The organism is Nostoc sp. LEGE 12447 (assembly GCF_015206985.1).
GTDB lineage: Bacteria > Cyanobacteriota > Cyanobacteriia > Cyanobacteriales > Nostocaceae > Nostoc.
The window spans coordinates 122,436-141,391 of record NZ_JADEXT010000016.1 but is presented as its reverse complement, the minus strand read 5'-3'; the positions used below and the strand labels follow the sequence as shown (position 1 = coordinate 141,391).

Annotated in this window: 16 protein-coding genes; 5 read left to right on the top strand and 11 right to left on the bottom strand. The window is 41.6% G+C overall.

Annotation, left to right across the window (positions count from 1 at the left end; all coding sequences use genetic code 11):
- Nucleotides 1-258: 258 nt before the first annotated feature.
- From IQ274_RS17970 to IQ274_RS17955, 4 genes are all read right to left on the bottom strand, one after another.
- Entirely contained in the window at nt 259-528 is a 270-nt protein-coding gene (locus IQ274_RS17970; protein WP_114081474.1) for a YlxR family protein, read from the bottom strand.
- A gap of 148 nt (nt 529-676) precedes the next feature.
- Nucleotides 677-1,954 carry a transcription termination factor NusA gene (gene nusA / locus IQ274_RS17965; RefSeq protein ID WP_175586877.1) on the bottom strand — a complete coding sequence of 426 codons (1,278 nt, stop codon included), beginning with the start codon at nt 1,952-1,954 and terminating at the stop codon, nt 677-679.
- Nucleotides 1,955-2,140: 186 nt separating this feature from the next.
- Nucleotides 2,141-2,602 carry a ribosome maturation factor RimP gene (gene rimP / locus IQ274_RS17960; RefSeq protein ID WP_114081475.1) on the bottom strand — a complete coding sequence of 154 codons (462 nt, stop codon included), beginning with the start codon at nt 2,600-2,602 and terminating at the stop codon, nt 2,141-2,143.
- 234 nt (nt 2,603-2,836) lie between these two features.
- Complete coding sequence (locus tag IQ274_RS17955) at nt 2,837-4,306, bottom strand: hypothetical protein (protein ID WP_194143027.1); 1,470 nt, start codon at nt 4,304-4,306, stop codon at nt 2,837-2,839.
- 434 nt (nt 4,307-4,740) lie between these two features.
- On the opposite strand from IQ274_RS17955, the gene IQ274_RS17950 reads away from it, so the two are divergent.
- The gene (locus tag IQ274_RS17950) at nt 4,741-5,418 is read left to right on the top strand and encodes a peptidoglycan-binding domain-containing protein (protein ID WP_194143026.1); all 678 of its coding nucleotides are present in this window, start codon (nt 4,741-4,743) and stop codon (nt 5,416-5,418) included.
- Nucleotides 5,419-5,447: 29 nt separating this feature from the next.
- On the opposite strand, the gene IQ274_RS17945 is transcribed toward IQ274_RS17950, so the two are convergent.
- A complete protein-coding gene (locus IQ274_RS17945; RefSeq protein ID WP_163937550.1) occupies nt 5,448-6,341 on the bottom strand; it encodes an SDH family Clp fold serine proteinase in 894 nt (297 codons plus the stop codon).
- A 134-nt stretch (nt 6,342-6,475) separates the two neighbouring features.
- On the bottom strand, nt 6,476-8,371 hold the full coding sequence (locus IQ274_RS17940) for a serine/threonine-protein kinase (protein ID WP_194143025.1): 1,896 nt from the start codon (nt 8,369-8,371) through the stop codon (nt 6,476-6,478).
- A gap of 294 nt (nt 8,372-8,665) precedes the next feature.
- Between IQ274_RS17940 and IQ274_RS17935 the strand changes: the two genes are divergently transcribed.
- On the top strand, nt 8,666-9,574 hold the full coding sequence (locus tag IQ274_RS17935) for a Tll0287-like domain-containing protein (RefSeq protein ID WP_114081480.1): 909 nt from the start codon (nt 8,666-8,668) through the stop codon (nt 9,572-9,574).
- Between the two features lie 385 nt (nt 9,575-9,959).
- Here the strand turns inward: IQ274_RS17935 and IQ274_RS17930 are convergent, their stop codons facing one another.
- From IQ274_RS17930 to radA, 4 genes are all read right to left on the bottom strand, one after another.
- Complete coding sequence (locus IQ274_RS17930; protein ID WP_194143024.1) at nt 9,960-11,210, bottom strand: serine/threonine-protein kinase; 1,251 nt, start codon at nt 11,208-11,210, stop codon at nt 9,960-9,962.
- Between the two features lie 587 nt (nt 11,211-11,797).
- Nucleotides 11,798-11,992: a hypothetical protein gene (locus IQ274_RS17925; protein ID WP_163937559.1), complete on the bottom strand. Its 195-nt coding sequence runs from the start codon at nt 11,990-11,992 to the stop codon at nt 11,798-11,800.
- 117 nt (nt 11,993-12,109) lie between these two features.
- Entirely contained in the window at nt 12,110-12,817 is a 708-nt protein-coding gene (locus IQ274_RS17920; protein WP_194143023.1) for a Uma2 family endonuclease, read from the bottom strand.
- A gap of 115 nt (nt 12,818-12,932) precedes the next feature.
- Complete coding sequence (gene radA, locus IQ274_RS17915; RefSeq protein WP_163937562.1) at nt 12,933-14,459, bottom strand: DNA repair protein RadA; 1,527 nt, start codon at nt 14,457-14,459, stop codon at nt 12,933-12,935.
- Nucleotides 14,460-14,629: 170 nt separating this feature from the next.
- On the opposite strand from radA, the gene rpaB reads away from it, so the two are divergent.
- Both rpaB and IQ274_RS17905 read left to right on the top strand, forming a co-directional pair.
- Nucleotides 14,630-15,358: a response regulator transcription factor RpaB gene (gene rpaB, locus IQ274_RS17910; RefSeq protein WP_012412029.1), complete on the top strand. Its 729-nt coding sequence runs from the start codon at nt 14,630-14,632 to the stop codon at nt 15,356-15,358.
- Nucleotides 15,359-15,449: 91 nt separating this feature from the next.
- Nucleotides 15,450-16,088, top strand: coding sequence for a cofactor assembly of complex C subunit B (locus IQ274_RS17905; protein WP_163938270.1), 639 nt, complete (start codon nt 15,450-15,452; stop codon nt 16,086-16,088).
- Between the two features lie 462 nt (nt 16,089-16,550).
- Here IQ274_RS17905 and IQ274_RS17900 read toward each other — a convergent pair whose 3' ends face one another.
- The gene (locus IQ274_RS17900; protein WP_163938267.1) at nt 16,551-17,465 is read right to left on the bottom strand and encodes a M48 family metallopeptidase; all 915 of its coding nucleotides are present in this window, start codon (nt 17,463-17,465) and stop codon (nt 16,551-16,553) included.
- A 232-nt stretch (nt 17,466-17,697) separates the two neighbouring features.
- Here IQ274_RS17900 and IQ274_RS17895 point away from each other — a divergent pair, with 232 nt between their 5' ends.
- The gene (locus IQ274_RS17895; protein ID WP_012412032.1) at nt 17,698-18,216 is read left to right on the top strand and encodes a DUF456 domain-containing protein; all 519 of its coding nucleotides are present in this window, start codon (nt 17,698-17,700) and stop codon (nt 18,214-18,216) included.
- Nucleotides 18,217-18,956 lie beyond the last annotated feature (740 nt).

Here is an 18,956-nt window from a genome sequence, read left to right as displayed (position 1 = left end):
CGAACTGCGCCTGAGCGCTACCAGGTTGCCATTTTGTAGTTTCTTGTTTTGTTGATTCTGAATCTTCCACAACACAATCGATTACATCTTGTTCTGGGAATCTTGCCTCGCCTCTCTTAAATTATTGGAGAGTCGAATGCTTTTTACACCCATTTACTATTTTGGCACTAACCTTAACGATCAACAGCGGGTGTGATGAAAGCACGACTTCGGCTTTCGCACAATTCCTCTGGTGATGATGTCACAAAGTTGTTCCAATTAAATTTGGTTTTGGGTATTGCTGCTGGCTAGACGTTGCGACAAGCTTTGGTACAGTGTTTCTGGCACTGATGCATGTAGCGATCGCCCTAGTCGATTTTTTTTTTGAGCCGCTTGTAAGCAACTCGTTTGCGGGCAAATGTAGGCAGAACGCCCCATGCCCTGATCTAATTGTACCTTTCCCGATGGAAAGACGCGGACAATCCGCCAAAACTCATCTTTTGAGCCTACTTTCCGGCAACTAATACAGCGCCGATAATTTGGTTTCATCAGTTTTCTGCGATCTCAGTCCAGCATTCTGGGTGTAAAAATAAGTTTTTTATTACTATTTTTTACTTATACCAAGGTGTCTTTCAGGAAATAATCCTTAAGACTCGGACTACAATCAACATTATCAAAACTTTACAAGGTTAATCAATTATTCGTCATCGTTATTGTCAAAACTATCCTCCTCTTCTAATTCGTCTTGATTTTCATCTTCTAATTCTTCGTCGAATTCAAGCTCATCTTCCTCTGTCTGATATTTTGCTCTGACGGCGGTAAATTTCTCATCCTCTCCGGCATAGTCGTATTTAGCTTTGTCTTTGATGTCTATTTTCCAACCAGTCAGGCGGGCTGCCAAACGGACGTTTTGTCCTTCTTTCCCAATAGCTAAACTTAGTTGATCTTCAGCCACAAGTACGTGAGTTTGCCGGGATTCTGGGTCCATAAGGCGTACTTCATCCACCCGTGCTGGACTTAAAGCATTAGCAATGTACGTTGCTGGGTCTGGCGACCAGCGAATTACATCTATTTTTTCACCGCGTAATTCGTTGACTACCACTTGAATTCGCGATCCCCTGGCTCCGATACAAGCACCAACTGGGTCTACATCGCGATCTAGGGTATCTACTGCTATTTTAGTCCGGGGACCGACATAACGGGAGGGGGGGTTTGCCTCCCTTGCTACGGCAACAATCCGTACCACTTCATCTTCGATTTCTGGGACTTCGTTTGCAAACAGGTAAACTACTAAACCTGCATCAGCACGAGACACCAGCAACTGTGGCCCTCGTTGCTGACCTTGAGAGACTTTTTTCAGATATACCTTGAAGGTGGCATTTGCCCGATAATTATCGTTAGGCAACTGTTCCCGCTTCGGTAATTCGGCTTCTACTTCTGGCTGACCAAAGCCACTGCTAACTGCCAAAACCACAGATTGCCGCTCAAACCGTAAGACTCTTGCTTGCAAAACAGTTCCTTCTAAATCTTGGAACTCTTCTTGCACCATCTGGCGCTGTTGATCCCGTAATTTTTGCGCCAATACTTGCTTGGTTTGCATTGCCGCCATCCGACCAAATTCTCCTTGGTCGGGTGTCACATCTAGTACGACAGAGTCCCCTAACTGTGCTTCGGGAGCTACTTGTTGAACTTCGTCTAGAGAAATCTGATGGTCTGTGTTATTTACTTCTTCAACGATGGTTTTGGTGGAAAGAACGCGAAATCCCTCCCCGTCAATATCAAGTTCTACTTCAAAATTTTCAAAATAATCTTCGTCAAACTGTTTTCGCTCTAAATTTTGGGCGCGACGATAACGTTCGTAGCCTTTGAGTAGTGCTTCTCTAATAGCTGATTGGACTGCAAGACGGGGTAAATTCCGCTCACGACTTATACTTTCAATTAATTCTTTTAATCCAGGTAAAGTAACCATTGACATAAGCAATCTCCTTTAAAAAGCAGGGAGTAGGGGCTGAAAACTACGCATTAAATAGAACCAGGGATTAGAGAATAGCTTTACACTAGCCCCTAATCTCTAGCCCTTAGTCCCGAAACTCTAGGCCCGAAACTCTAGCCTTGAGCGAATGGCACTCTAGTCTGTAATTCCTAAGCCCTAGCCCTTTGTTTATCGGCGCTCGTCTAGCTGCACCTTAGTAATTAGGGAGCGGGGAATTTCGACTACACGACCTTTTTGGTTTAAGTAAAGTGTTGTCTCATCCCGGCGAATCAACTGACCAATCCACTCTTGTTGTCCGTCGTAGGGAAGCGTTGTGGAAATAATGACAGGAAATCCTTTAAAGGAAATAAACTCCCTGTCTGTTACCAGTTGCCGCGAAATACCAGGACTAGACACTTCCAAGACGTATGTATCTGGAACGATTTCCGCAGCATCTAAGGAGGCTTCTAAAGCACGGCTCATCCTCTCACAATCATTCAATCCGGTGTCTTGCTGAGGATTGCGAATGTCTACCCGCAACACTGGTGGACTTTGGTGAGTGTGAAAGACCACGCCAACCACTTCCAATCCCAGTTCTTCTGCTACTGGTGTCGCCAAATCAATAATTTGTGGAACTAAAGGATGAGCCATGAGAGAATTCAATAAAAAAAGTGGGCACTGACCCACTTCCTGCGATAGGTATATCTTCCAAGAAGTCTTGTGACGAATCAATGATGGTTCGCCCTCATTCGAGTTTAGCGCATTTAATGGATAGTCGAGTATAGGCATTGGGTATAGGGTACAAGAGGCAGGGGGCAGGGGGAAAACTCTTCTCCCTTGTTCCCTGCTCCCCATCTTTCTCATCTCCCCCATTCCCCACTCTCTCTACCCTTCGCGTATTTTTGGGAGAGTAGTGCTTTTTTCAACGACTGTTGGAACTGATGCTTGTGTGCGTAGCTGCCTGGTTTGCTCGATAATTTGGTCTATGTCTTCTTGGGATAAACGCTGGACGTAGTTGATTTTGATTTCCTCTAAGAAGTCAAAAAGTAAACTCTGAATTTCGGAAAGTACGTGTTTTTCCTTCATTTCAGATCCCAAAGCTTCGCTAAACTTTTCTACGAGTTGACTGGTGAGTTTTGCGCCAACAGGGTCTTCAACAGCGCTAACCAAAGTTTTGTAAAGATTAGTTGTGATTTGCGTCGCCAGTTGTTCGCTTAACTGGGTTTGAGCTTTTCCCACGCCAGGGAGATTCTGGAGGTTGCGGTAGACGGGGACTTGATGGAAGACGGTTTCGATGTTGTGACACAAAATGGCAACGATCGCAGGTTGAATATCAGGTAACACTTGGTAAACAATTGTTTTTACCAAAAGACCTGCGATCGCTTCCACTTCATTCACATTATTAATATCTATGTAGGGACGTAAATTTTCTTGTTGTGAGAGCCAATGCGTTAACTCACCCCGTTGAATTGAACCCTGAACCTGGTTAATTACCCTTACTACTACTACTTCTGTGAGTTCTTCAGCAAAATTGGCGACAACCCCCTGATGAATTTGCTTTCGTACTGGCTGGAGATCCAATAAATGCGCTTGATCGAGGCGGACTAATACAGGTAAGATTCGCAGCCAACGCCAAAATGGTAGGAGCAAAAATATGTCATACCAACGCCACAATAGTGCTTCAAACCAGCTTAAACCAAGATGTCGGCGTTTGATTAATAAGGTACGCCCCAGCAATTCTACGCCAAATAAAATCACGAAGGGTAAGTCAATAATCCAAAAATTATCTACAAATTCACCACTTTCACCGATTTGGCGGTAGTAGTTAGTGGCAATCAAAGGGCGGATGCTCTCGTTAAAAAAATTAATTTCTTTAATCCAGCCATTTTGCGAGAGGTAAGGCTGACTCCAAAAAGTGGCAAAGGACTGTTTTGCAGATTCGTTACCGATATGCGATCGCATCCGCTTTTTGATTTTTTCCAAAGTCCCACTTTTATTAACTCCAGCAAAGGGGTTACTGTCAATCATCTCGTTGCTAAGACGCTTTATTTGCTCTAATCTGCTTTTTACCTCAGAAGACTCTAATCCTGTTTGGCTGACTTGTTCTTCTAATGCGTCTACTGTTTCTAGATAAATTTTTGTGTCTCGGTGGGGTTCAATACCTTTTATTGGGTCATAAATCTGAATAACTTGGGGAAGTTTCCGTAAGTAAAAATCTCGCCAAGGTACGTAACTTAAATTAAACAAAACTAAACCTAAATTTACAGTGGCAGTAATTGCCATAAATCTTTCAAACCAAAGATTCCTCTGCTTAGAAGATTTTATATCTTTCTTTTTTTGTTGCATATTATACATTTTTTGGATATTTTGAATATTAGCTCTTCCATCTATTAATTTTCGTTTCTTTCCAACCAAGTACAGCAATTTGCAGTTGAGTAGACCTCAGTATATATGTATATATATGTATTTATGTCAACTTAAGGTTAAAAAATACTTAGAGACAAAAGGCTTAAGTTGACACCGATCCACATAAATGCATCTATATCGAAATTGAGTGTTCAAAGCGTGTATTCGCTTCAAATGATAACCTCTGCATCTCTGCTAATATAAGATACGTCTTTTGATGGATGACATGAATTAGCTTATATACATCTCGTTAACTTTGGCAAAAATTATTCATAAATTATTCAAAAATCATTAAAAAATCGCGAAAAAAGTTATTAAACAAACTTAAAATGCAGCTGTTAACATTTATAATCCTGCTGATTTAATCCAAAGGAGTTTTAAATATGTGGTGTGGTTTTGGAAAATCAAGCGCAACTTTTGCTGTTACTTGCCTGATAAGCGCTAGTGTGGTAATTGCCGACACAGGTTTCGCAGCATCTCAACGTAGCTATACGCCCCAGCAATTCCGTTCTGTGTTGCGAGGTCTAGGCTATAACGTCAAGGTAACAAATGGTCCTTTGACAGATGAGGAAACCAAAAAGGCAATTCGTGAATTTCAGACAGGTTATAAGCTAAAACCAGTTGATGGGATAGCAGGGCCAAAAACCCAAGATTTTGCTGCTAGCATTGTTCAAATTCTGCACACAAATTTGAATGCAGTAGTTAAGCCTAATCCTCCCCTACCGCGCGATCATTTTTACGGTTCCCGCACGGAAGAAGTGGTGAAGGAGTATCAAAAGAAATATCAGTTGCAAGAAACTGGAATTGCTAATTTAGCACTCCGCCAAAAGCTGAATGAAGAAGCAAAGACAGTCTTGAGTCAACCAACGGCTAAACCAACGGCTAAACCAACGGCTAAACCAACGGCTAAACCAACAGCTAAACCAACGGCTAAACCAACAGCTACACCAACAGCTACGCCAACAGCTACACCGACAGCTACGCCAACAGCTACACCAACGGCTACACCAACGGCTACACCGACAGCTACACCAACGGCTACACCAACGGCTACACCCTAGTCTCCACAAAAACCCCTACCCAAAGACCCTCAAGTCATCTGATTTGGTTCTTCTAAGGGTCTACCCTTGGGTATAGGTAGAATTGGACGGGGGTCATTGTAAGGCATCGGAATGTACTGCACACTTGGTCGCCCTCCTTGCGCCTGTGGGTACAAGTCCATGAGATCATAAATAGAATGGGGCAGTCCGACAGTTACGGGCAGCCCCATTTCTGTTGCTTCTTCAATAGTTATGGGATAATCGTGGGTGACGCGCCCGGTTGTCAAGGCTTCAATAATCGATTCGATATTTTCTGGTAGAACTTTTTGTTTGGGTATACTGTCTTTAAGCAAAGTTCGTACAAACCTCTGTACCTGTTGAATTGCTTTGCGTGAGAGGTCGGCCATAATTAAAGTTTGATCGTCAATCTCACTGATGGGTTTATCTTCAATTACTTTTAGGATACTTGCTGCGGGGTAATTACCCAATTGGGGATCAACTGGCCCCAAAACAGCGTTAGCATCCATAATAATTTCATCAGAGGCCAGGGCAAGCATTGTACCGCCACTCATCGCGTAGTGCGGGACAAAGACTGTGACTTTTGCCTGATGGCGAATTAATGCTCTAGCAATTTGTTCTGTTGCCAAAACTAAACCACCAGGAGTGTGCAAAATTAAGTCAATTGGCACATCTGGGGGTGTGAGGCGAATAGCTCGTAATATTTGTTCTGAGTCTTCGATAGTAATGTAGCGAGATATGGGAATTCCCAGAAAGCTAATAGACTCTTGGCGGTGAATCAACAAAATCACCCGACTTTTGCGTTCTTGTTGGAATTCTTGTAAAGCACGCAAGCGGCGATATTCTATTTGACGTTTTTGCCAAAGGGGTTGCAAAGAAGTTAGAAGCAGGAAAATCCAAAATAAATCACCAATACCAAAGCCCATAAAATTATTTATTGTTCAATAATCACGGTTGCCGTGATTATTGTCACAAATTTGGGGCGATCGCAGTTCTATCGTAGGGCTAGAAGATGTAGAGGGGGATAAGGTAGATTTTGCTCTCTCGTTCCCCTACTTCTTCATTTCCCCCGTCGCCAAATCTTGATAGTATCGTCATCACTACCGCTCACTAGGGTTTGTCCATCAGGACTGAAGGCGACACATCGAACATAGCTAGAATGCCCTGTAAGTGTGCTGATTTCTCTACCACTGTGTAAATGCCACAGTTTGATAGTGTTGTCCCAACTGCCACTAGCGAGAAATTGCCTATCCTGGCTAAAGGCAACTGACCAAACTGAATCAGAATGACCACTGAGAGTGCGAATTTCTCTGCCTGTATTTACATGCCACAATTTAATTGTGTTGTCACCACTGCCACTAGCAATCATTTCTGCATCGTGGCTGAAGGCGATACAGTTGATGAAGAAGGAATGACCTGTAAGTGTGTAGATGTTTCTGCCTGTGTATACTTGCCACAGTTTGACGGTGTAGTCATTGCTGCCACTAGCCACAAGCTGTCTATCCTGGCTGTTCGTCGTTGTAGCCGTTCTCGGAGAATAAGCGATTGACGAAACTGAGTCGGAATGACCTGTGAGAGTTTGAATTTCTATACCAGTGTTTACTTGCCATAGTTTAATTGTGCAGTCAGCACTACCACTAACAAGAAACTTGCCATCTGGACTAAAGGCAACAGAATTCACCCAGTTAGTATGACCAGTGAGAGTGCGAATTTCTTTTCCGGTGTTTACATCCCACAATTTGATGGTGTTATCCCAACTACCGCTAGCTAAGATTCCCCGGTTCAGGTCTGTAACTCCCCCAGATTTGCCAGAATCTCCTTGATAAGAAAAGTTTGAAGAGATTGGGCTAAAGGCGACGGAATTAACCATACTAGAATGACCAGAAGACCAACGACCCATTTGACGCACTAGCTTGCCAGTACCCAGTTGCCAAAGTTTAATAGTATGGTCATTACTGCCACTAGCAATCAATTGTCCATCTGGACTAATAGCGATCGCATGAACCATACTAGAATGACCTCTGAGGGTCTGTACGCATTGCCAGTTTTGCTGGTCTAATACAACAGGTGGAGGTAATTTTACTTTGGGCGTTATCACTAAGGTGGATGTTGCTTGTGCTATCTTTTTCTCGTTTTCAGGGCCCAATAAATCCAACCACTCCTGCACAGATTGGGGACGATAGGTTGACTCCAAATCCATGCCGCACATAATAGCTTGATTTACCCTATTGCTAATGTTGGGATTAAAATATTGTGGTGGTTCTAAATTAATATTGTGCCGTCTATCATCTGCACTTGTCGGTATCACTCCGGTAAGCAAATTATACAGAGTAGCAGCTAAAGCATAGATATCAATGTATTCTCCTCGTGGCGCTTCTGATTCATACTGCTCAGGTGGGGCAAAACCAGGAGTGCGATACACTGTATGTCTTTGAATTACATTAGGAATAAATTCTCTAGCGATGCCAAAGTCTATCAGCACTGCTTCAGATTTATCAATGCGGATCATAATGTTGCGTGGTTTGAGATCCCGATGCAGCAATCCTTTAGAATGGATTAGTGTCAAAGCGTCGCCAATTTGTCTGATGTAGAGCAGCGCTTCAGCTTCTGATAGCACTCCAACCCGTCTTAAGTACTGTCCTAAGTCTTCGCCTTCGATGTATTCCATCACCATGCAGGGCAAATTCCCATCATCGAAGATGGTTTCTATTTCTACTATATGGGGATGGTGACACACAGCCAGCCTAACTGCTTCATCACGGAAGTCTTGCCGTAACTTGTTTCGGTGGAGTATCCAGGCGGGGTGGTTCAGGATTTCTTCTTTAAGGGTTTTAATCACTCGCAGTTGATTCCGTTGATTTCTGGCAAGATAAGTAATGCCAATTCCGCCTTCACCTAGTTGGCTTTCGATAATGTAGCGTCCCCCGAATAAAGACTTTCCTGCATTCCACACCATTAGTAATATTTGACAATTGCTGGTATTTATTTTGGCACAGTATCAAAACAGCCAACCCGAATTTTTGGGAATTCCATTTGAATTGCTGTTGTAGATTTTTGGAAGTTAGTTACTTAGAGAACATTTTCATTAACCTCGATAATTACTAATAGTATAAAGTTGTGTATACCCTAATAGCTTTAGCGAAACTTTGCCTTTAGATCAAAGTATGAGAGTTGATTGCTCATGTTAGAGTAAACGATGACTTTCGCTATATTTGTTCATAATAATTTGACTTGTAGGTAATCTGTAATTATGCTAAAGAATCTGAATCTGAAACAAAAGTTTACAATTCTGCTACTGGTAATTCTGACATTCGGTTTGAGCTTGAGTGGATTTGCTCTTTCTTCTTTGCTTAGAGAGAATGCTAAACAAGATATTAGCTCTACCGGTCTCATCCTCATTCAAACAATGAGTTCTGTTCGTAAATACACCAGTACCCAAGTGAATCCAGAGCTAGTTGATAAATTGGCTACTGAGTTTTTGCCACAAACCGTACCTGGATACTCAGCACGGGAGGTATTTGAGATTTTACGGAAAACAACAGAATATCGTGATTTCTTTTATAAAGAAGCAACACTCAATCCCACAAATCTGCGGGATAAGGCTGACGGTTTTGAGACGGAAATTGTAGAAAGGTTCAGAAATAAATCAGACCTTAAAGAAGTGAGTGGATTTCGCTCAATTCCTAGTGGGGATATTTTTTATATTGCTCGTCCTTTAAAAGTTTCTGAAGAAAGCTGTCTGAAGTGTCATAGCGTACCAGAGGCTGCTCCTCAAAGTATGATTACTCTTTATGGCACAGCTAATGGATTTGGGTGGAAGCTGAATGAGATTGTCGGCGCTCAAATTATATCAGTACCGGCAAAGAATGTAATCAGCAAAGCAAATCAGTCTTCTTTACTAATTATCTTAATTGTATCAACTATATTTATAGCGACTATCCTGTTAGTTAACTTGTTCTTGAATCGACAGGTTGTTGTTCCTCTCAAACGCATGACTCGCATAGCGGAAGAAGTTAGTACAGGACACATGGAAGTTGAATTCGAGCAGATGTCTAATGATGAAATCGGTAATTTAGCTAGAGCCTTTAAACGGATGCAGTTAAGTTTAGAAATGGCAATGAAAAGAATCAAACGCACTCAGGGGGGCACAGGGGATTAAAATAATTAGTAATGACGTTCTCTCTTCGTCAAGATGCTGCGCGTACCTTGGCTTCTCTGTGAGAGTAAGCTCTACACTAACGTAATTAAGTTTTATAGCCCAATACGGTTCAGTTAAGGAAATCGTAGGTTAAGGTTTTTATGGCTAACTGAACCGTATTGTTTTATAACCAAGATTTACATCCCTTCACAAAGGTAAACTTATTAGAAATAGTTGAATGATTGTAACTTATTTCTAAATTGATCTAGGACTCATATTTGATTTTGAAAAAATCTAGTATAGCTCAAATAGGCTTTTTGACTATTGCCTTGCTACGCAAATAATCATGGCTATGCCATGCTGCGCGAACAGAAATCAAATCGGATTGCCAGAGTAGTCTAGATATCTATGAAAATAAGCTTTTTTTGAATTCAAAAGCTGCTTGAAAGTTAGGAATTTGGTTGGCTATAAGTTCAACAAATTGATCAGGTGAAATGTAAGGATTCTCATCTAATATTTCTTCTATAATCAGATTTGCCATTGGCCCGATGTGGTAGGCTAATTCTTGTTGACAATGTTTAATAAATCCTGGTTGGAGTGAAGGTTGTTGTTGTTCAATTTGCCCACTTTGTACATTAGCAGGTAAACTAGGTGGACTAAAAATTGTTTCTCCAGGTTGGTTGTATGATTGCGATATTGCCGACATAGCCTGAAATTCAGGATTAAATACTGTAGCAGGCAAATCATCAAGTATGACTGGAGGAGATATCGCTACTTCTGGTTCTCCAATCCGCTCTAAATCTTTGATAACTTCCCTGGCTGTTTGGTATCGCTTGTTGGGTCTATCTGCCAACATACAATCAAGTACTTGAGCGAACTCATCACTAACGTAAGTATAATAACGCCAGTTCCATTCAAGTGAGTATTGATCCATTAGTAAAGATGGATCTCTACCTGTGAGTAGTACAATAGCTGTTACTCCCAAGGCGTAAAGGTCACTAGAAGCCGAGCATAAACCTAAGCTAATCTGTTCGCGAGGTGCATACCCCACTTTGCCTACAAGAGACATTTTGCCAACAAATGTTACTTGGTGGTTAGAACTTTTCCCCTCGTTCATGTCAGCAATTTGCTTCCCAACACCGAAATCAATCAGCACTGGCAGATCCTTGCCATCAGGTAACATGATATTATCAGGAGAAATATCTCGATGGATGATGTTGTGCTGATGGACATATTCCAAAACAGGCAATAGATTTTTTAGCCACTGGATAACTTCGTCTTCAGAAAAGTTTCTTCCTTGACGTTGAAGTTCTCCCAGCAGCCTAGAATATGTTTTGCCGTCAACATACTCTTGTACTAGGAATAACCGACCATCTCCTTCAAAGCAAGCTAAAAACTTGGGGATTTGAGGATGTTGCAATTGATGAAGGATTTTTGCTTCTCTTTTAAATAGGTTGCGATATTGTTCCAGCCCACTTTCCCCTGTGCCAATGGGTGCAAACTCCTTGAGGACACAAGCTTCATTAAACCGCCGAGTGTCAAATGCCAAGTAAGTTCGCCCCAATCCTCCCTGTCCCAGAAGTTTTTGGATAATATAGCGGTTATCAATTAGAGTTCCAGCAGCTATTTCTGGTCTTGTCATAGGCGACTGTGACATCTCATCGCACTCCTCGCGATTTTATTGTTGATAAATTATCTAGTTTGCTGAAAGTCAGAAACTCTAGCAGATAAGGGCTGATAACATCCTTAAAATTGAGGTTAGCACCACTATCAACACAAGGAAATACACTTTTCTACAATCTTTGAACGGTCTTGTGTAACCAAATAGACAATTTTTACAGGGGTAGCTATATGATACTACTTGTACTTACGTATTTTGGCAGATGGGATATAATCAGTGTCTGCGGTAATATCTGCGAATATTCAGGTTATCACCTTTTGAAGTTGTAGCTGAACCACATCTCATTCCTAGCAACTCAATTAGGATTGAGTTTTGGAACAGTAAGGATATAGCGTGACATCATGGTTTTTGAGAAAAAACTAAAGTTTCTATAGACTTCTCCAAATAAAATATTATATGTATTTCAAGTGCTGAATATGCGATCGCTCTCAAAAATTAATCTTTAGGGGAGCCAGTCTTGTTATTTGATAGCTACTTCGGCACTGGCTACCAAAGCTTTCTGTATTAGGTGATTCTTCAAAGCCGAAAATTATACTGCGTGTAATAAATAATACTCTTGAAGGCTACAATAATTTATCTGCTTCATCAGTGTTTACACTTGACTGACGTAAACGTTCTACTAATTGTTCTGCTTTTTGTTTGGTTCGAGCAGCTTCTTGTTCAGCAATCATAGGTCGTTTGCTAGTGGCATAATTTTCAAGTTTTAACGGGAATAAATTAGCTTTAGCTTTGGTATTATTAGCAATAATAATTAACAAAAATACTCTCAACTTTTGGCTTTAATTGGTATTATTCAAAATTTCATCTTTATAAAAAAATGCTAGATTTAGCAAATTTTTCGCTAATCTAGCAAACCTAAATGATTTACAGGAAGTCTAATCTTCTGGCTCAATTCCCGCCGCCCGCAATTGTGCTGCTAGTCGTTCAGCACGTTGGCGTTCCTGTTGGGCTAATTCTGTTCCCCAAGGCAAAAGGTTTCCTTGTTCATCCCACCAGCGTAACCACTTTCCTGTGCGGTTTTCACGAGTACCTTGCCACACCCCAAGGTAAAGATTCATTTCTGCTATCCAGTAGCGTTGATTTTCATCAGGCTCTTGCAAAATGTACTGTTCTGTGTTGTGTAAGCGATACATTTCGATACTGCCGCTATCTGGCTCAAAGATGATGTAGTTTGGCACTTTTAAGATGCGCTCGTAGAAAAACCATTTTCCTGGGGGATATGTCGCTTTGATAGAATATTCTGTTTCCTGTATATCGGAAATAAATTCCATTACAATTACGGGAATGTCTCCCTGTAATTCAGGTGTGTAACTGCGTGTTACTTCTTCTCTACTAACATTAATTTTGGCAATGAAAGCCCAATCAGGCGCTTTAATGACTATTTTGTTGTTTAGAGTGGCACAAATGCCGTAATTAGTTGTTGTTAGGGTGTTAACTGAAATTTTTCCGGCTAATTGTAGGCTTTCCGTGAGTGCAGCAGCTAAGGCTGGTTGGTTGATGTTGTCCACTGGATCATCTGGGAGTTTGTAATCATCGGGTAGTTTTTCCCAAGTGATTTGGTAGTCTTGGGTGAGGGTTGTCATGATGGGTTTTCCTTTAGTCTGTAAAAGGGATTGGGTACTGGATTTTCACTTGTAAAAATGTGGAATTTACTTTGACCCTTCCCAAATTTTGGAACAATTTCCCAGTACGCAGTAGCTACTCATCTTCATCGGGTTCTAAATCGTCGGCTGTCAATTCTTGATGCGGGATGGCAGCGATAATCGCATCTATGACTTTAGAGACGGGTAATATTTCAATATTTAAGTCGGGGAATTTTGTTCCTTTTGGCACGATCGCTCTTTTAAATCCCAACTTAGCAGCTTCTTTTAACCGCAGTTCCATTTGGGAAACCGATCGCACTTGTCCACCTAGGCCAACTTCACCGATTAATACTGTACCTGGATCGACGATGCGATCGCGGAAACTGGCAACGATCGCGATCGCAATTCCTAAATCTACTGCTGGTTCTTCCACATTCAACCCACCCGCAGAAGCAACGTAGGAATCTAACTTGGACATGGGAATTCCCACCCGTTTTTCTAAGACGGCGAGAATTTGCACTAGGCGGTTGTAGTCTACGCCAGTTCCCGCCCGCCGAGGGGAGGGGTAGCTGGTGGGACTCACTAAAGCTTGCAATTCTACAACAATCGGGCGAGTGCCTTCGCAAGCAACCACAATGGCAGTACCTGGCGCTGGATCGTCACGGTTGCCTAAAAATAGCTCTGAAGGATTGGAGACTTCTCGCAATCCATCTGTCACCATTTCAAAGATGCCGATTTCGTGAGTTGCACCAAAGCGGTTTTTAACTGTGCGTAATAATCGATGGGAGGCAAAGCGATCGCCTTCAAAGTACAACACTGTATCAACTAAATGTTCTAAAACTTTTGGCCCCGCGATCGCTCCTTCTTTGGTGACATGTCCCACAATCAGCATGGTGACATCTTCGTGTTTCGCCACCTTCATCAGTGCTGCTGTACACTCCCGTACCTGAGCTACTGAACCGGGTGCAGAAGTCAGCGCTGGAAAAAACACTGTTTGGATACTATCAATCACCGCCACGTTTGGTTTGAGAGAATCTATTTCCCGTAAAATTTCTTCTAAATCTGTTTCTGGCAGTACATATAAATCTGCACCGATACTGTCAGGGTCTATGGGTAATGTAGGATCTACTACTACTGTTACCTTCTCCTCATTAACCACACTTAGGGGTTTTGATACTCCTAAACGAGAAGCTCGTAATTTTACCTGCTGCCCTGATTCTTCACCAGTTACGTAAAGGATGCGATATTTCTGTGCTAGTTGATTTGATACTTGCAACAATAAAGTCGATTTACCAATACCCGGATCGCCACCAATCAGCACCATAGAGCCAGGGACAACCCCACCTCCAAGCACTCGATCTAATTCTCCATAACCAGACTCCCAGCGAGCGATTTGGCGATCGGTAATTTGATCGAATGTTAAAGAAGCCCGTGCTTTAGCTGGTTTATTGTGAGATTTGCCATTGCCTTGAGCTGATTGCCAACTACTCACCCCCCCCCGACTGGGTACATCTACTGAGGATTGAATCGAAATTTGTTCTTCTAGAGAGTTGTAAGTGCCGCAAGCTGGACACTTACCAAACCACTGGGGCGATTCTGCTCCACATTCGTTACAAGTGAAAAAGGTTTTTGGCTTTGCCATTCTTAAATCTTATTAAATAATCTTAATATTTACTTAATTCTTGAAAAAAACTAGAAACTAATGATAGTGGCATTTAGAGCTTTTTCCAAATCAATTCATGGAATGATATCTTAATATTATGGTATTAAAAATTAATCATGTAAATTTTTAGTCAAGGAGCCTAGAGAAACTTGGAAAGCCATAAAGAAAAAATCTTGGTGGTAGACGACGAAGCCAGCATTCGCCGGATTTTGGAAACGCGCCTTTCCATGATTGGCTACGATGTAGTGACGGCTGGTGACGGGGAAGAAGCTTTGGAAACTTTTCGCAAAACTGAGCCCGATCTGGTAGTTTTAGATGTAATGATGCCAAAGCTAGACGGCTATGGTGTATGTCAAGAATTACGAAAAGAATCAGATGTCCCCATTATTATGCTAACAGCCTTGGGTGATGTAGCCGATCGCATCACCGGGCTAGAATTAGGTGCTGATGACTATGTAGTTAAACCATTTTCCCCCAAAGAGCTAGAAGCCCGGATTCGCTCGGTGCTGCGGCGAGTAGATAAAAACGGTGCTTCTGGAATTCCCAGTTCTGGGGTAATCCATGTCGCTAATATTAAAATCGATACGAATAAGCGACAAGTCTACAAAGGCGATGAGCGCATTCGATTGACGGGTATGGAGTTCAGCTTGTTAGAGTTGTTAGTCAGTCGCTCTGGAGAAGCTTTTTCTCGTTCGGAAATTTTGCAGGAAGTATGGGGTTATACACCAGAACGTCATGTAGATACCCGCGTAGTAGATGTGCATATATCACGTTTGCGGGCAAAGTTAGAAGATGATCCTAGTAACCCAGAATTGATACTCACAGCCAGAGGTACTGGTTATCTTTTCCAGCGAATTATTGAACCAGGGGAGGAGTGAGGAGATGAGGTAGGGGAGCAGGGGGAAGGGGAGCAGGGGAAGAAGAACTATTAATTATTGTCCAATGCCCAATTCCCAATTCTCAATTCCAATGAATAAACCTGATCCTAATCGAGTTTTGCGGCGTCTACCCATTGTCGTGGGTGGGCTAGGCGCTGTACTTTTGCTGATTAACCGTTTGTTGACAGAGGAATTAACCCAGTCTCAATCGCGTGGTGATGTGGTGGGCGTGATTTTGAGTGCGGTGTTAATTTTGACGGGTTTAATTTGGCAGCAAGTTCAGCCGCGATCGCCTGATATTGTAGAACTAATTGGAGAAGAAGGTTTTGTACTGGCAGCAGATTTACCCGAAGCCGTGAAAACAGAGCTAGCCTGGGCATCTCATTTATTGTTGACTAATACGGTAACGCGATCGCTTGTGGTTTATTACCAAGGTAAGGTTTTGTTGCGTCGTGGGATTTTGGGTACTAAATCTGAAGTTGTACCAGGAGTAATCTTAAAACAGGTACTCGAAAAACAAAAGCCGATTTATCTAGTTGCTCTAAAAATATATCCAGGTAGGCTTGAATTTGATTATTTACCAGAGAATACTCAAGGTGTAATTTGTCAACCTATTGGCAACCAAGGTGCATTAATTTTGGGAGCGAATGCTCCTCGCAGTTATACCAAACAAGATGAAAATTGGATTGCCGGAATTGCTGATAAATTAGCCGTTACTCTTAGTACTTAGATTATTCCCTAGTTTAGAAGTCAGTTAATTTTGGATTTTAGATTCATATCAAATCTGTTAATCACGTATCATTAAAATCTCCCCGCGTCTCCACGTCCTCGCGTTAGCCTAAATGATAAGTGGTTTAAGTATGTATGATATGAACCCACACTATTGAGCGCCACAAGTACATTTTCGATAGAAAAATTTCATTTAAAAGAGGCTCTCTACGAGAGGCTGGGCGTAGCTTACTTCCCCGTAGGGGTACATGCAATACGGTTCGGTTAAAGGGGAAAGGGGAAAGGGGAAAGGGGAAAGGGGAAAGGGAAAAGGTTTTGAATAAATTTTTACCCTTTACCCCTTACCCCTTACCCTTTACCCTTTACCCAGACCACAAGGAAAGTGAAAAATGCTTATCCGAACCGTATTGGGGGTACATAGGCTAAGGCTACGCTATCAGACAATCTAAAATCTAAAATTCGTTCACCAAGAAGTCAAAAAATTCCACCCTTCCTTTTCTTCTGGTGTCTTTTCTTCTTTTGCTTCTGATTCTTGTGGTGTATCTAAATTTGTCTGTTGAATTAAATTATCATAAGCTCCAGAATCAACCCATCTTAATAATTCGCCAGCCCGCATAACTACCCAAGAAAGCCCAGACTCTGTATAGCTTAATATTTTAGTGACTTTATCCACACTCTCAAAGTTATTGAATGCAAACTCACGGGCTTGGACAAGAAAATCTTCCATTACAGCAGTAGTTAAGTACTCATCTGGCAAACCTGCGAGTTTCATCAGTGTAGTAGTTGCTACATCGATATCCTGACAAGCAAGCAAAGCCGCCCGATCAGCAGTGAACCTAGCCATCATCCGCCAATTATATAAACCCAATTCCATACCACCAGCTATTAAACCACCCACACCCAGCGTTGTACTGCTTAACAAATTTTTCAAAGTTGGCATCACAATTGCCATTTGGTGATAAACCATGTGCTGACTCTTGATGCGAGCAATTTCGTGTCCGAAAACGTAAAGTAACTCATCCGGGCCAAGCCACTCCATTGCATCTAAATTGATACCAACAAGGGGTTTTTCCACGCCAACAATGTAGGTTTCAATGTGACCTGTGCCTTGAAACAGATACAGTTCAGGAAGGGGAGCAACATCAAGAATTTCACAGGTTTCTACAAATGCTTGATGTAATTGGGGAAAATTACGGGGCGAAATTCTGATTTCACTACCAAGGCTTTGCAGTCTGAGCAAGCGATCAATGCCGTATTCGTTAACTTTCTTGAGTAGCAAGGAAACACCAGGCATATTTTGCAAAGAAGCCAAGGCTTTGCGATCAAAAGGATGTTCGTAGGCTTCTGAACTCAGTCCAGTTAATATTTTTCTCGTCATTTGTTTTGAGCTTTATTTTGGAGTGTTGGGAAAGTTCAGTGAGTCAGTACGAACGGCATGGGTATGTTCCTACAACCCACAATTATTAAGACAAGCCAAGAGCGATCGCAGAGAGATTTTAGCAGATTGAACTAGAAAATCATATTTGCTGTCGGTGAAATCTCAGCATTTATCAGCATTTTGCCCAGATACAATATAAAGTAGGGCCGCTCGGAAATTTAGAAATTTATCTATGCAAATTATTTATTGGCTATTAATTGCCGTAATGGTTGTGGGTATCATCGGTGCTGTAGTTCCAGCCATACCCGGTAGCAGCTTAATTTTAATTGCAATTATCGTCTGGGGTATCGTTAGTAGTTCCTTCGCGGCTATTAAGATTCCTCTAATTGTGACAATTATAGTTTTACTGCTCAGTGTCGGAGTTGATTTTTTAGCTAGCTATGTGGGAGCAAGACAAGCTGGAGCTAGCAAATGGGGGCAAATCGGCGCAATTGTCGGTTTGGTGGTGGGATTTTTGGGATTATTGCCAACATTACCTTTTGGGGGTCCACTGTTAGGAATTTTATTAGGCCCACTTTTAGGGGCAATTATTGGTGAGTATATTTACCGACGTGAATTTGGGTTGGCGGTTAAAGCAGGTATAGGAATTGTAGTCGGCTCTTTGGTGGGAAATTTGATTCAAGGATTGTTAGCGATCGCAGCAGTTGTAGTTTTCGTTGTGACAACTTGGCCACAGGTATTTGGTTCTTAGCATTTCAACATTTGAGAATATAGCGGTTATTGACAAGCGTGAGCTACAATTTTGACCTCTCTCCCGCTTCGCTACGGGAAGGGGGTTAAGTCTATTTGCATACTTGTACCTCACCAGATTGAAAACGGCTATAGCAGTAATAGCTAGTAGTCAGTCTATTTATTACAGACATTCAATTAGCTGACTAAAATTTTCTACCTTACACCAAGAGAGCGGTTTCTCCCATTTCATCTATGGACAGGAGAAACCGCTACTTAGTGTATTGTGCCTTGGATAAATATTTTTTATTTCAACACTTCTCGGATAAACATTCTTCATCCCTCTTATAGTTTGGGTAAAAGGTAAATTGACACCCTTCAAAAATCTTGGTAAGTATCCAATGGCTGAATAAAAATATATTGCTTACTCTATTTATCTAAAAAATAGTTGAGTAATTTGCAATAATAAAAAGCACAAACTATCTCCAGTATACGTAAGTTAAATAGATCGGCTTCAACCCTATTAAATGATAGATATACGAAGGATAGATATACCAGAAATAAAAATTTTATGAAGACTACTCAGCAGTTAAAGATGTAATGAAGACCACTAAGTAAATCTTGCATACCCAGAATCTATGTGATTTTATGAAAATAAGAAATACGTCACACAAGTGCCGCTTTCACTGACAGTATTTTAAATAAATTACTGATAGTACAAGTAAAACAATCAATTTTTCCCGTCAAAGTTATTATTAGGAT